We start from the raw sequence: 13014 nt of genomic DNA, 5'->3' as shown, positions 1-13014 counted from the left end.
ACACCCATCTGGTGCTGTATAAGGCATTCCCCACGCTGGGCGGCATTGTCCACACCCACAGCCGCTGGGCCACCAGCTTTGCGCAGGCTGGCCGGGGCGTTCCCGCCCTTGGAACCACGCAGGGGGACTATTTCTATGGCGAGATTCCCTGCACGCGGAAGTTGACCGAGCGCGAGATTGCCGGGCAGTACGAATTGGAAACCGGCAATGTCATCGTGGAAACCTTCCAAAGCCGGGGCATCGACCCTGCGCAGGTGCCCGCCGTGCTGGTTCACAGCCACGGGCCGTTTGTCTGGGGGACCGACCCCTTCAACGCGGTGCACAACGCGGTGGTGCTGGAGGAGTGCGCGTTTATGGACTTCCACGCCATGGCCCTCACCCCCGGCCTCGCCCCCATGCAGCAGGAGCTGCTGGATAAGCACTATCTGCGCAAGCACGGCGAAAATGCCTACTACGGGCAGGGCTGAAAAGAGGGGATTGCGATGAATGCACCGATGAAACAGCATTTCGGCAAAATGCCGGACGGCACGGACGTGGAGCAGTACACCCTGAACTGCGGGGCGCTGTCCTGCGAGATTTTGACCTACGGCGGCGCACTGCGCACGCTTCGTGTGCCGGACCGCAGCGGGGCCGTTGTGGACGTGGTTCTGGGCTTTGACATGCTGGAGGACTATCGTAGGCAGGACAAATATATCGGTGCGCTCATCGGCCGGTTTGCCAACCGCATCGGCGGCGCGGTCTTTGAACTGGACGGAATGCACTATCCACTGGCTGCAAACGACGGAGAGAATCATCTTCACGGTGGACTGACGGGCTTTGATAAGCAGGTCTGGATCGTGGAGGAAGCTTCTGCCGACACGCTGGTCCTCTCTCTGTTCAGCCCCGACGGGCAGGAGAATTACCCCGGAAATCTTTCCGTTCAGGTGACTTACCGTTTAGAGTCCGGCGGTTTAACCATTGAATATCGGGCGGAATGCGACCGGGATACGCTCTGCAATCTGACCAGCCACGCCTATTTTAATCTCAACGGACACGATAGCGGGCCGGAGCTGAGTCAGGAGATTCAGATTGCCGCCTCCCTCTATACCCCCACCGATGCGCACTCCATTCCCACGGGAGAGCTTGCCCCAGTGGAACGCACCCCCATGGATTTACGAAGCCCCGTGCCGATTGGCGCGTTGGTGGACGATTCCTTTGTACAGCTTGCCTTTGCGAAGGGGTACGACCACAACTGGGCTGTGGACGGAGAACCCGGCTCCCTGCGCCCCGCCGCCACGGCTTACGGAACGGAAACCGGCATCGTCTTGGAGGTGCTGACCACCCAGCCCGGGATTCAATTTTACTCCGGAAACTATCTGGACGGCTGTCCGACGGGGAAGAGGGGCGCCCCCTATGCAAAACGCTGGGCCTTCTGTCTGGAAACGCAGGGCTACCCGGACGCACCCCATCATCCCGGCTTCCCCAGCGCTGTGTTGCATAAAGGCGAAACATATCGCCAGACCACGCAGTACCGTTTTTCAACGCGCTGAGGGTGATGTCCGGAAGGACTGCCGGAACTGCTGCTCCGTGGCGTGAAGCATTTCTATGCAACCGGGCAACCGGGATAAGCCGGTGCGCATCCCCTGATTTTGGGATACATCCTTGTTGATTACACCACTTAGGTACAAGGTACCAGCCGATTTTTGAAACCGCTTCGGGCTGAAAAGCCGCCATTCCACTGCCGTGGAATGGCGGCTTTTGCTGTTTGGAAATCGCGTCAGTTCCTCTGTGGACTTTTAAGATGTTATAATCAGTAAAGTTCAGAAAACTGATTGCAAGATGAGTTTTTTGCCCAGCCGTGTAGCATTTTGAATAACCTGGGGGTGTTTATGGTGAAAGGAGGGAGGGGAAACATGAAGCTACAATCATTGCGCACGAATGATTGCGTTGAAAATGTTATAAAGTTCTATGGTAATATGGTGTACCGCCTTGCCTTTGCACGAGCCGGGACAAGACACGATGCTGACGACATTTTTCAGGAAGTCTTTCTGCGCTATATAAAAAAGCAGCCGGTCTTTGAAAATGAAGACCATAGAAGAGCATGGTTTATCAAAGTGACTGTGAACTGCTCCAAAAAGCTGTGGGGCTCCGCTTGGAAAAGGAAGACGGTTCCCTTGGAGGAAACCCTGCAATTTGAGACAAAGGAAGACACAGACCTTTATAACGAATTACAGCAGTTGCCCGCAACATATCGGGAGGTCATTCATCTGTTTTACTATGAAGATATGTCTACCGAAGAAATTGCCCGGATATTAAAGCGGAAAAGCGCTACCGTAAGGACGCAGCTTACCCGCGCAAGGGCGCTGCTCAAAAACCTTCTGAAGGAGGAGTACGATGTTTAAGGAAAGATACAGTCATATGAATGCGCAGATTCAACCGAGTGCCCAGATACTGCAAGCTACTTTAAATGCGGCTTATGGCAGCAATTGCCCGAAAAGCAGAAACGCTTTGCGTCCGAAAAGGTCCGCCGTGGCTTTGACAGCTCTGTGCATTTGCCTGACGCTGGCAATGCCTGCGCTTGCTATAACAGAGGACCCCATCTATCGGCTGATGTACATGGCGGCTCCAAGTGCAGCCCAATTTTTTATGCCCGTACAAACATTAAGCGAAGACAACGGGATCAAGATGGAGGTGGTTTCTGCATATATTCATGGTGAGACAGCGGAAATATATGTCACCATGCAGGACCTGACCGGAGATCGCATTGATGGAACCACCGACCTGTTTGACAGCTATTCCATCAACCGACCTTTTGATAGCTCTGCCCATTGTGAATTGGCGGGGTATGAAGAAGATACCAAAACAGCTATGTTTTTAATTACAATTGACGAGTGGGGCAGCCAAAACATCGCGGGCGATAAAATTACGTTTTCCGTGCGGGAATTTTTAAGTCATAAAAGCAGCTATGAGGGTCTTGAAATCCCAATCCGGCTTTCCGATATTCCTTATGCCGAACAAACGCAAACGGTATCGCCCAACGGGGGCGGCGGCAGGGATGATCAAGGCTATTTGGAGTTTGAGAAGAATCCCATTGCTTTGATTCCCGCAGCGCCCATGGATGCGCTTCTTGTTGACGGGATCGACCTGACTGGAATCGCCTATATTGACGGGAAGCTGCATATTCAAACTGCCGTAAAAGAGCCGCTGGATAATGATCATCGTGGCACTTTCTATTTAAAAGACAAAACCGGCACTCAAATTGACGGTAATTACAGCTTTTCTTTCTCCAACCAATATGAACAGCCCGGGCGCATTGATTATCATGAATACGTCTTTGACATCCCCGGGGAGAAGCTTGCAGAATATTCACTGTACGGAGATTTTGTAACTTCAGGAATGAAAACGGAGGGGAAGTGGCGGGTTACGTTCCCCTTAGAAAATGCTGAATAGCCTGATTTTTAGGGAAAGCCGATTGCTTCACCGAGCCAAAACAGCAGATACAGTGACCCGAAGAGGTGGCTAAACATAGAATAGTCTATAACAGGCAATTTATTTTTGTAAATACCGCCGTCCGCACTTTTTCGGGATTGCTCGCGCTGACGCATTGCGGTGGAATGAGGTTTTAAATGGATATCGCTCAATCAAAAATACTAATAGGGTCGCCGATCTGTCAAAAACCAAATATTCTGCACGAGTTTTTTGAGTCGTTGGACAGGGCGGATAAGGATGGCCTGCATATCGAGTATTTGTTTGTGGACGACAATACGAACGAAGCTTCAAAGGCGCTGCTGGCAGATTTCGGGCAACGAAACGACAATGTGAAGACAATTCCGGGAAAGCAGCTAAACAAGTATCAATGCACCGAGGTTTCCCATTATTGGAATAATGAGCTTATGAACACGGTGGGGGAATATAAAGACAGGATCATTGAGTATGCCATAGAGAATGAGTTCGACTATATTTTCTTTATTGATTCCGACCTTCTGATCAATAAACGGGTAATTAAGCAGCTGCTTGCCAGCGGCAAGGATATCGTAAGCGAGATATTTTGGACAAAATGGAAGCCGCAATCAACGCCGCTGCCCAATGTGTGGCTGTATGACCAGTATACGCTTGTGCCGTCTCAGCAGGCGGAGAGCCTCAGTGAAAGCGAAAAGGCGCTCAGAAGGCTGATGTTTATAAGCGAACTTCAAATTCCGGGCCTGTATAAGGTTGGAGGGCTGGGTGCTTGTACACTGATCTCACGGGCTGCCATGCTGAAGGGCGTGAAGTTTAAGCAAATCGAAAACCTGCGGATACTCAAGGGAGAGGACAGGTTTTTTTGCGTCCGAGCGGCGGCGCTTGGGCTTGAGCTGTTTGTCGATACCCACTACCCGGCGTATCACATTTACAGGGAATCGGATTTAGAGGGTGTGCCTGAATATATCGCGAAAAACGAATAACCGAAGCGCCCTTACGGGATCATCAAATCCGTAAGGGCGCTCTGTTTTGAAATGATTGACCTGACTGCAAATTTTGCAAATAGACAGCCGTGTTACTGCTGTATAAGTGCAGGTGCAAGGCTCCGTCAGTATTAAGCTGATATACAAACGGGCCTGTGTGCATGCCGATTTCCAATCATGCCCCGGCGATGCTGAATCGCCGGGGACAAGCTGTTCTTATTTTTCGGAAACATGCTCATAACCCTGCTTAAACAGCGGCGCGATATGCGCGTCATCCAGAGAATAATAGACAATTTTCCCGTCTTTCCGGTATTTAATTAACTGGCATTGCCGGAGCGTCTTCAGATGATGAGAAACTGCGGGGCCGGTCATTTTAAGAAGGAAAGCAATATCGCATACGCACATTTCGGACAGCATCAGCGCATTGACGATTTTCAGACGGGTAGGGTCGCTCATGGCCTTAAACAATTCTGCCATTTTTACGAGCTGCGTTTGTTCTGTCAGCCCGATTTTCACATTGCGCACAATGTCCTCATGTATTACGGTACAGCCGCAAAACGCGTCATGGTCCTGATTGATTGCCATAATACAATCCTCCAACAACTCAGACATCTTTACATATTAAGTCTCATTATAGTGCTTGAGTTGCCCTGCGTCAACAATTGGCAATCCCGTAAATTTCATGGAAAAAGTGGAAGGCAAAGCGACACGTAACAAAATGAATACCGAAAATGGGCGCCACGCTATTGACTTAAAACCACGTGAGTCAGTGTTGGCAGGTGTGCTGCTTGAAGTTGACGGAGAAAAAATTGTATGCTATCATATAGACAATTGCTTGCTTGTTTATTTATATATATTTACGATATAAAGCAATTATATACTGGGGGCAATTACATACATAGAGCAAGAAAAGAAGATGAGAATGAATCGAGAACAGTGGGAAGCAATCTATAAGCATGATAAAAGCTATGACGGAAAGCTTTTTTATGGATTAAAAAAGGGCAAAGTGGTATGCCGCCCCTCGTGGCATAGAGGAAACCACATAAATCCTGAGGAAATAGTGATATTCACCTCTCTTGCGGAAGCTGCAAAGTTTGGATATCGGCCGTGTAAGCGGTGCAAGCCCGAAGATATGCAGTGGTCCGGCGCAAAGGCAGAGGTTGTTTTAAAGGCGAAAAAACAGATAGATCATGCATTTGCTGAGAAATTTGACTTATGCGCAATCTCTGATAAGCTATTTGTGAATCGCTCCTATTTATGCAGGGTTTTTAAAAAAGAAACGGGAATGACGCTGCTTGAATATTGCAATAAGAAGCGCTGCGAGTATGCAAAAAGCCTTTTGACACAGTCGGAGCTGTGCGTTGCTTACATCGCCGTTCAAAGCGGGTTTTCCAATTCCTCTCAATTCTGTCATCTGTTTAAAAAGATGGCAGGGAAGACACCCTGCCAGTATAGAAGAGATTATTTTAAAGCATTTCAAGAAAGTTGATGCGCTGGAAAAGGCGGCAAAGTGTTTACAAATGTGAGTATTTATGATAAATTACATCTTAAATCCAGTAGCGGCAGAGTCTTATATCGGGTCGTCGGAGGCGTGATATGTACATAAATGGATCTGGCCTGTTAATGGCGCTGTTCGTTTTTTTAATGATTGGTTTGTTTCATCCCATTGTGATCAAGTGTGAATACTATTTTTCGGCAAAAATTTGGCCGGTGTTTCTGATTGTCGGCATACTTTTTATGCTATTATCTCTCTTTACACGAGGAAACGTTTCGATTATGCTTGGGATCCTTGCGGCATCCTGCTTTTGGAGCATTTTGGAGTTAAAACAGCAGGCTAAACGAGTTGAAAAAGGGTGGTTTCCTAAAAAACCCACCAAATCAGAGTAAACAACTAAAATTTTGTGGGCGGCAGTGAAAACTGCTGCCTTTTTTTCGCGGTGACGCTTAAAACGACCCTGCTCGCGGAGTATTTGTGAACGGCTGGATGCGGCGATGCCGAAATCAGAGACTGTCTGAGGAAAAGAATTTTAGTGAATCTTGATTCTAGAAGTCAATAAGCAACAATTATTTGCGCCCGACAAGTCAACAAAAGAACATCCTCAGACTGTCAATGTGATATACTAATCGAGGCATTTATTTGCAGGCCTATTTTTGGGGCTTGCAGTTAGCTATAACTAACATTTTTGCCTTTACTGTAAAAGTCATACGGGAGGAGCGGCATGCATGGATATAAAAATGTTGGCTTTCATCAAGCTCCGAGCCTAACTTGTAAAAAGCCGGGTAAACAAAAAGCGCGATTTGGAAGCGGAAGACAACAATCCGCAGACGGCAAAAAAATGATGATTGATCGAATCGTGGAAGCAAGAAAACACGGTATGATTAAACAGGAAACAGACAGAAAGAAGGCAGATTTCAACCATGAAATCCAACAATTTTGCGAGTAAGCTCTTATCGGTTCTATTGCTTGCCCTTAGTGTTTTTTTAACGCTTGGCACGCAATTCGTGTTCCATGCCTGCGATGCGGGAGCGGACGGCAGCCATATGGTGTGTCATTGGGCACAGCAGGCGACGACTGGCATTGCTGGGGTGCTGGCACTGTTACATATTTTCCACCTCCTGACGAGAGATGCAAAAAGCAGGGCGGCATTTTTGATAGCCGGACTTCCGGTGACAGTTCTTGCCATGCTGGTTCCCGGCAGGCTGATTGCGCTGTGCATGATGGCGGACATGAGGTGTCAGGCAGTCATGCGTCCTGCCGTGCTGACAGTCGGGGGCCTCATTCTGGTCCTCACGGTGATCGCACTGGTACTGAATCTCAGAAGGGAACGGTAACATGCCGGTTTTCAAAAGCATACCCGTTCAAAACTGCGTGCGAAGGCCCGTCAGAACATCAGCGCTCATCTTGCTATCCGCTTTTCTGAGTTTTTCGGTTCTGGCGGGGTCTCTGGTGATCTCGGGACTGCGAAATGGGCTGGATTCGCTGGAGACGCGCCTAGGTGCAGACATCATGGTGGTTCCCTATGAGGCGACCACGAAGGCGGCGCTCTCTGGCTTGATTTTGCAGGGCAATCCTGGATACTTCTATATGAATAAGTCGGTTGTGGACCGCCTTTCCTCCGTAAGCGGCGTGGGCCAACTTTCAGAGCAGTTTTTTCTGGCATTCTCCACCGCAAGCTGTTGCTCCTACAAGGTGCAGATTATCGGCTTTGATCCTAATACGGATTTCACAATTTCACCTTGGGTCCAGCACACCTATGAGGACGAGCTGGGCGACATGGAGGTTCTGGTGGGAAGCAGCATCAATGCTTTCAAAGGGGACGAGCTGACCTTTTACGGCTCGACGGTGCAGGTTGCGGCCAGATTGGACAATACGGGGACCTATCTGGATACGGCGGTATACGCAAACGAGGATACCATTAAAACGCTGATCTCCGCCGCCAAAGAGAAGAAAATATTTAACTTTGGAGATGTCGATCCCCAGCAGATTGTCTCCTGTGTGCTAATCAATGTGGACGACGGCTACTCCGTGGAAGAGGTGCTCAACGACATCAATCTTCACGTCAAAGGCGTGCAGGCCGTGCAGACGCAAAGCATGATTTCGGACGTGGCCGGGAAGCTTTCGGGCGTTTCGGATATGACGGGAAGCCTGATTGTTGTGGTGTGGCTGCTGGTAATCATGATTATGTCCGTTGCGTTTTTCCTGATTTCCAATGAACGAAAAAAGGAATTTGCCGTTCTCCGCATGGTGGGTGCGTCGCGGAAAAAGCTGATCTCCATTTTGATGAAGGAAACGGTGCTTGTCAGTACGCTGGGAAGTGCTTTAGGAGCGGCTTTGGCCATCGTGCTTGTTTCGGCATTCAGCAATCTGATTGAGTCGATGCTGGATTTGCCGTTTCTTATCCCGGGAATCGGCGGCTTGGGGCTGATCACGGCGTGCTCAATTGCCGTGTCTGTGGCTGCGGGAACGCTGTCGGCCTCGCTGAGTGCATACCGAATCAGCAGGATTGACACGGCAGTGGTGCTGCGAGGTGACAACGGATGATTCTGAAAGCAGAAAAAGTCGGTAGACGGTTTTTCCGCAAGCGCAATGGCAGCAATTTCTTCTATGCGGCGCAGGAAGTAACGCTCACGCTCCAATCGGGGCAGTTCGTTGCGCTGTTTGGCCGTTCGGGAAGCGGAAAAAGCACGCTGCTGAATATGCTGTCCGGGCTGTTGGCCCCCAGCGACGGATGTGTCCTGCTTGACGATACGAATTTGTATCAGATGGAGGACGGGGCGCTTTCACAATTCCGCAACCAGCACTTTGGGGTCATTCCTCAGGGACAGGCCGTATTGCAGTCACTTACAGTGCTGGAAAATGTGCTTTTGCCCTGCACCTTGTTTCACGATTCCTCGCCCCAAGCCGAAGAACGGGCCATGGCGCTGCTGGAGCAAACGGGGATTGAGGATTTGAGAGACGTTCGACCCTCGGAGCTGTCGGGCGGCGAGATGCGAAGAATGGCCATTGCAAGGGCGCTGATCCGAAATCCGGATGTGATTTTGGCGGACGAGCCCACGGCGGATTTGGATGACGAGAACACAAAGGTTGTTCTAAAGCTACTGAAAACCGTGGCAGAACAGGGGAAAGTTGTGTTTATTGCCACCCATGACAAGGATACCTTTGACTATGCCGACGCGGTCTACCACATGGACGCCGGAAAGATCAAGAAAGAAGAGTGATACGATGCAGACAAGAAAATTAGCGTTTAACAAGCTGATTGCCGCAGCGATGCTGGTGCTCTGTTTATTGCCCAATATGGTGCAGACGGCTTCTGCAGAGGAGGCCTACTACGCCACTTGGGAAGAATATCAGGCGTCGGGGCAGCCGTCCTCAACCTGGAACGACGTGGTTGACGCGATGGAGGTTGTGTTTGAAACCGGCAAGGAGCTTTATGCCGCCGGAGACGCCAAGGGCGCGTATGACTGCGTGAACCATGGGTATTACGGTTACTATGAAACCACCGGCTTCGAGCGGATTGCCATGGGCTACATCTCCGGGTCCAGAAAAACGGAAATGGAGCTGCAATTTTCAAGGTGCAAGGCGGTCACCAAAAACAACGGAAGCACCGATGAATTTAACGAGCAGGTGGACCTGCTTGCCGCCATGCTGCGCGAAGACGCAAATGTGCTGGACGGTACCACCGGCGGCGATGACGCTTCCGAAAGCTCCGGGGCTTCCGGTGGAACCTCCGCCGCGGCTGCCACCTTTGCAGCCTGCTTTTCCATCATTTTGAGGGAGGGCTTTGAGGCAATCCTGATTGTGGGCGCAATTGTGGCATACCTGACGAAATCCGCGGGCGACGACCTCAAGCGCCGCAAAAAGCTTGTGAGGCCTGTGTACATAGGTTCTGTTGCCGGTATCGTGGCAAGCTTTGTTCTTGCGTGGCTGCTAAATCAGCTAAAGCTGGCGAACAGCGCCTCGCAGGAAGTGATTGAGGGCGTGACCGCCTTGACGGCAGTGTGTGTCCTGTTCTACGTAAGCAACTGGATGCTCTCTAAATCCGAATCGGACGCATGGACCTCTTACATTCAGACTAAGACCGAGCAGTCCACGGCGGGCGGAGGGCTTCTTGCTCTGACCTTCACCGCGTTTTTGGCGGTTTTCCGCGAGGGTGCCGAGGTCGTTCTGTTCTATCAGCCCATGCTGGCGAACAGCAACACGGGCAGCGTGTGGGCCGGCTTTATCATTGGCAGCATTTGTTTGGTGTTCGTCTATCTGGCTATTCACTTCCTCAGCATTAAGATTCCCATTAAGCCCTTCTTTACGGCCACCGGTATCCTGATGTCCTTAATGGCCATCTCGTTCCTTGGCGCGGGAATTAAAGAGCTGATTGAGGGCGATGTGATCACCATGGTGTCCCCCGACTGGCTGGAATGGATTCCCACCAATGATCTGTTGGATGTGCTGGGAATCTACCCGACGCTCCAGACGCTGGTGCCCCAGCTTATTTTGCTGGCGATTGCGGTGGTTCTTTTCATCATGCAGACAAAGAAAAACCGGGCCATTCATATTGAAGCTGAGAAAAAGCGGGCTGAAGAGCGCGCGATTCTGGAGGCCGAGGAAAAGAAGGCGGCCCACGAGGCTTTGAGAGCCGAGGTGAAAGGAATCCTTGAAGAGCTGCTTGCGCAAAAAGACAGCACGGCGCGTAGCTGAGCATCCCATTCGTTAATTCACAGGAGAGCCGTATTCAGCTTTTCTTGAGTTAAAATATACTATCCATATTAGGAGGAAACATTATGAAGAAATCTCTTGCCCTTATGTTGTGCGCGATGTTCACCGCTCTGGCGCTGAGCGGGTGCGGCAACACCACTCCCGCATCCTCGAGTGCGCCCGAGGAAGTGGAGTCCAATATCAGCTCCGACGCGGCAGTGGCTCCCGGCGATGCCGCCGGATTCACCGAGTATCCCATTTTTGAGGATCAGGAAGTCGGCTTCCTGGATCTCTCCGCCGTTTACTTCCAGCCCGTCCCCATGTCCAACGGCAACGGCAACATTGAGGACTTCGACATCCATCTGGAAGCTGATATCTCCGCCCTGCAAAACGATCTGGGCTTCGGCGTGGGCGACTGGGTTCCCTATCTGACCGTTGATTACAAGGTTGTCGGCTCCGACGGCAAGGTTGCCGCGGAAGGCACCTGCATGGAGATGAGCGCGTCCGACGGCCCCCATTACGGCGCCAACATCAAGCTGCCCAACGCCGATACATATTCCGTGACCTTCACCATGCATAACCCCGAGGAGAACGGCTATCTGCTGCATACCGATGCGGAGACCGGCCCGGGCGGCTCCTTCGACGAGTTCTTTGCCAACGGAAATCTGAGCTACACCTATGAAGGCTGGGATTATACTCCTCAGGAGTGGTAATTCCGTCTTAAAGACACTGCGCTGTGCCGGGGAAGTCTCACTCTCCCGGCACAGCGCTTCGGTGCGTATTTGCGCAGTGGCTTTATAAGGAATTTCCCACGGCGTTTGGTTGATTTTCATTTAGAGGCAGGTGTATAGAGTGCTAAAATATCTTGTAGAATCGACGGAGCAGCTGGCCTCTTTGATGATCGTGGCCGGAATGCTTCTTGCGTATATCAAAGTTGCCTATCAAGACAGGGGCGGAATGGCGATGCGGTGCGGGCTTGCCGCTGGACTGATCAGCGCGATTGTAATGGCTGTTTTTAAAACCATGACCAGTAAGGTGGATACCGGAATCTGGAACCTTTACATCTATGCGGTTTCCTTGCTTGCTCTAATTTTGTTTTGGGTATTCACGATTTTGGGGAAGCGGCTTAAAAAGCTGGAGGGGCTGCTGCCTTCCGCCATGATGGCAATTGAGCTTGCAATGCTGCTTTTCTATTTTGTGCCCTTTTTCCTTGAAATGCCGCATACGATTTTGCTCACGGAAGAGACAGTGGCTTCCACCGCGTTTGTAGTCAAGATGCTGGGCATGCTGCTGGGCTTCTTGCTGACATGTTTCATGGGCGTATCCATCTATCAGGGAACGCTTTGCATATCAAAAAAGACCGCCCTGCTGCTGACTTCACTGGCGCTGCTGGGGAACACCTTCAAGCAGGTGGCGGCGGCGTTCGGAATTCTTCTGGCCAAGCGGATGATTCCGAGCAATCACTTTCTGTTTGTCACCTCAAAATATGCGTCCAACCTGAGCAATTGGTTTATCTATTTCACAATTCTGGTTGCGGCGGCTGTCCCGGTGATCTTGCTGATAAAAAGCCTTTCTGTCAGCGAGCCTTATGAAAACAGCGCCCAGCACAGAAAAATTCTGGCTAAATGGAGAAAGCGGAGACGTTGGAGCACAGTCAGTCTCGTTTGCTTTGTACTTGTGATATTTACCATGACGGCGGTGAGCGCCTATGCCAATCAAGAGGTGGAGCTTTCCCCCATTGAGGATGCAAAAATTGAAGACGGCAGTGTCATTGTGCCGTTTGACCAGGTGAATGACGGGCATCTGCACCGTTTTGGCTATACGTCGGACAGCGGCGTGGTGATCCGCTTTATCGTCATCCAGAAGCCCAACTCCTCGGCCTATGGCATTGGTCTGGACGCCTGCGAAATCTGCGGCGAAACCGGATACTATGAGAAGGACAGTCAAATTGTCTGCAATCTCTGCGATGTGGTCATGAACATCAATACCATCGGCTTTAAGGGCGGATGCAACCCCATCGTCATTGATTACAAGATTGAAAATGGAAATATTGTGGTCCCCCTTGAGGGACTGCTGGAATATGAATCGGAATTTAAGTAAGGGGGAGAGGGTCGTATGTTTTTTAAAATGATTCGCGGTACACTTCTCCACCAGTGGAAGAAAATGCTGATGATCGCGCTAACCATCGCGCTGGGGTCCTCTCTGGCCACCGCCATGATCAGCGTGGTAATGGATGTGGGCGACAAGGTGAATCAGGAGCTGAAGGCCTATGGCGCAAACATTACGGTGGTGCCAAAGCAGTCTTCCATTGTGAGCAATCTGTACGATGTGGAGGATGAAACGCCCGGCAGCGCGTATTTAAAGGAATCGGAGCTGGGCAATATCAAGACGATTTTCTGGGCG

Annotated in this window: 15 protein-coding genes and 1 pseudogene; 15 read left to right on the top strand and 1 reads right to left on the bottom strand. The window is 50.7% G+C overall.

Going from position 1 to position 13014, the window contains the following annotated elements:
* The 5 genes from RTK01_RS12645 to RTK01_RS12625 all read left to right on the top strand — a co-directional run.
* A partial coding sequence (locus RTK01_RS12645) for a class II aldolase/adducin family protein (RefSeq protein ID WP_312281323.1) occupies window positions 1-467 on the top strand: 467 nt, incomplete at its 5' end.
* 15 nt (window positions 468-482) lie between these two features.
* Window positions 483-1529: an aldose epimerase family protein gene (locus tag RTK01_RS12640; RefSeq protein WP_312281322.1), complete on the top strand. Its 1047-nt coding sequence runs from the start codon at window positions 483-485 to the stop codon at window positions 1527-1529.
* A 363-nt stretch (window positions 1530-1892) separates the two neighbouring features.
* The gene (locus tag RTK01_RS12635; protein ID WP_312281321.1) at window positions 1893-2381 is read left to right on the top strand and encodes a sigma-70 family RNA polymerase sigma factor; all 489 of its coding nucleotides are present in this window, start codon (window positions 1893-1895) and stop codon (window positions 2379-2381) included.
* A complete protein-coding gene (locus RTK01_RS12630) occupies window positions 2374-3429 on the top strand; it encodes a hypothetical protein (RefSeq protein WP_312281320.1) in 1056 nt (351 codons plus the stop codon). The genes RTK01_RS12635 and RTK01_RS12630 overlap by 8 nt, the downstream gene beginning before the upstream one ends.
* A gap of 176 nt (window positions 3430-3605) precedes the next feature.
* On the top strand, window positions 3606-4421 hold the full coding sequence (locus RTK01_RS12625; protein ID WP_312281319.1) for a hypothetical protein: 816 nt from the start codon (window positions 3606-3608) through the stop codon (window positions 4419-4421).
* Between the two features lie 216 nt (window positions 4422-4637).
* Here RTK01_RS12625 and RTK01_RS12620 read toward each other — a convergent pair whose 3' ends face one another.
* Window positions 4638-5006 carry a metalloregulator ArsR/SmtB family transcription factor gene (locus tag RTK01_RS12620; RefSeq protein ID WP_312281318.1) on the bottom strand — a complete coding sequence of 123 codons (369 nt, stop codon included), beginning with the start codon at window positions 5004-5006 and terminating at the stop codon, window positions 4638-4640.
* Between the two features lie 337 nt (window positions 5007-5343).
* On the opposite strand from RTK01_RS12620, the gene RTK01_RS12615 reads away from it, so the two are divergent.
* The 10 genes and pseudogenes from RTK01_RS12615 to RTK01_RS12570 form a co-directional block, all read left to right on the top strand.
* On the top strand, window positions 5344-5910 hold the full coding sequence (locus RTK01_RS12615) for a helix-turn-helix domain-containing protein (protein ID WP_312281317.1): 567 nt from the start codon (window positions 5344-5346) through the stop codon (window positions 5908-5910).
* A 107-nt stretch (window positions 5911-6017) separates the two neighbouring features.
* Entirely contained in the window at window positions 6018-6308 is a 291-nt protein-coding gene (locus RTK01_RS12610; protein ID WP_312281316.1) for a DUF4491 family protein, read from the top strand.
* 332 nt (window positions 6309-6640) lie between these two features.
* Complete coding sequence (locus RTK01_RS12605; RefSeq protein WP_312281315.1) at window positions 6641-6865, top strand: hypothetical protein; 225 nt, start codon at window positions 6641-6643, stop codon at window positions 6863-6865.
* Window positions 6840-7253, top strand: a complete 414-nt coding sequence (locus RTK01_RS12600; RefSeq protein WP_312281314.1) for a DUF4418 family protein — start codon at window positions 6840-6842, stop codon at window positions 7251-7253. Before RTK01_RS12605 ends, RTK01_RS12600 begins: the two co-directional genes overlap by 26 nt.
* A 115-nt stretch (window positions 7254-7368) precedes the next feature.
* Complete coding sequence (locus RTK01_RS12595) at window positions 7369-8463, top strand: FtsX-like permease family protein (protein WP_312281313.1); 1095 nt, start codon at window positions 7369-7371, stop codon at window positions 8461-8463.
* Complete coding sequence (locus RTK01_RS12590; RefSeq protein WP_312281312.1) at window positions 8460-9140, top strand: ABC transporter ATP-binding protein; 681 nt, start codon at window positions 8460-8462, stop codon at window positions 9138-9140. Before RTK01_RS12595 ends, RTK01_RS12590 begins: the two co-directional genes overlap by 4 nt.
* Before the next feature lie 4 nt (window positions 9141-9144).
* A complete protein-coding gene (locus RTK01_RS12585; RefSeq protein ID WP_312281311.1) occupies window positions 9145-10614 on the top strand; it encodes an FTR1 family protein in 1470 nt (489 codons plus the stop codon).
* A gap of 83 nt (window positions 10615-10697) precedes the next feature.
* Entirely contained in the window at window positions 10698-11324 is a 627-nt protein-coding gene (locus RTK01_RS12580; protein WP_312281310.1) for an iron transporter, read from the top strand.
* A gap of 139 nt (window positions 11325-11463) precedes the next feature.
* Window positions 11464-12711, top strand: a complete 1248-nt coding sequence (locus tag RTK01_RS12575; RefSeq protein WP_312281309.1) for a Fe-S-containing protein — start codon at window positions 11464-11466, stop codon at window positions 12709-12711.
* A gap of 15 nt (window positions 12712-12726) precedes the next feature.
* Window positions 12727-13014, top strand: a pseudogene (locus RTK01_RS12570) (ABC transporter permease); the annotation flags it as partial.

Source organism: Oscillibacter sp. (assembly GCF_031978065.1).
GTDB lineage: Bacteria > Bacillota > Clostridia > Oscillospirales > Oscillospiraceae > Oscillibacter.
The sequence above is the reverse complement of the archived record's forward strand: the minus strand, read 5'-3'. Positions and strand labels throughout refer to the sequence as shown.

What these genes read in the sequence shown, in the direction of transcription:
- RTK01_RS12640 (WP_312281322.1), top strand. Translation starts at nt 483, where the DNA reads ATGAATGCACCGATGAAACAGCATTTCGGCAAAATGCCGGACGGCACG.
- RTK01_RS12635 (WP_312281321.1), top strand. Translation starts at nt 1,893, where the DNA reads ATGAAGCTACAATCATTGCGCACGAATGATTGCGTTGAAAATGTTATA.
- RTK01_RS12630 (WP_312281320.1), top strand. Translation starts at nt 2,374, where the DNA reads ATGTTTAAGGAAAGATACAGTCATATGAATGCGCAGATTCAACCGAGT.
- RTK01_RS12625 (WP_312281319.1), top strand. Translation starts at nt 3,606, where the DNA reads ATGGATATCGCTCAATCAAAAATACTAATAGGGTCGCCGATCTGTCAA.
- RTK01_RS12620 (WP_312281318.1), bottom strand. Translation starts at nt 5,006, where the DNA reads ATGGCAATCAATCAGGACCATGACGCGTTTTGCGGCTGTACCGTAATA.
- RTK01_RS12615 (WP_312281317.1), top strand. Translation starts at nt 5,344, where the DNA reads ATGAATCGAGAACAGTGGGAAGCAATCTATAAGCATGATAAAAGCTAT.
- RTK01_RS12610 (WP_312281316.1), top strand. Translation starts at nt 6,018, where the DNA reads ATGTACATAAATGGATCTGGCCTGTTAATGGCGCTGTTCGTTTTTTTA.
- RTK01_RS12605 (WP_312281315.1), top strand. Translation starts at nt 6,641, where the DNA reads ATGCATGGATATAAAAATGTTGGCTTTCATCAAGCTCCGAGCCTAACT.
- RTK01_RS12600 (WP_312281314.1), top strand. Translation starts at nt 6,840, where the DNA reads ATGAAATCCAACAATTTTGCGAGTAAGCTCTTATCGGTTCTATTGCTT.
- RTK01_RS12590 (WP_312281312.1), top strand. Translation starts at nt 8,460, where the DNA reads ATGATTCTGAAAGCAGAAAAAGTCGGTAGACGGTTTTTCCGCAAGCGC.
- RTK01_RS12585 (WP_312281311.1), top strand. Translation starts at nt 9,145, where the DNA reads ATGCAGACAAGAAAATTAGCGTTTAACAAGCTGATTGCCGCAGCGATG.
- RTK01_RS12580 (WP_312281310.1), top strand. Translation starts at nt 10,698, where the DNA reads ATGAAGAAATCTCTTGCCCTTATGTTGTGCGCGATGTTCACCGCTCTG.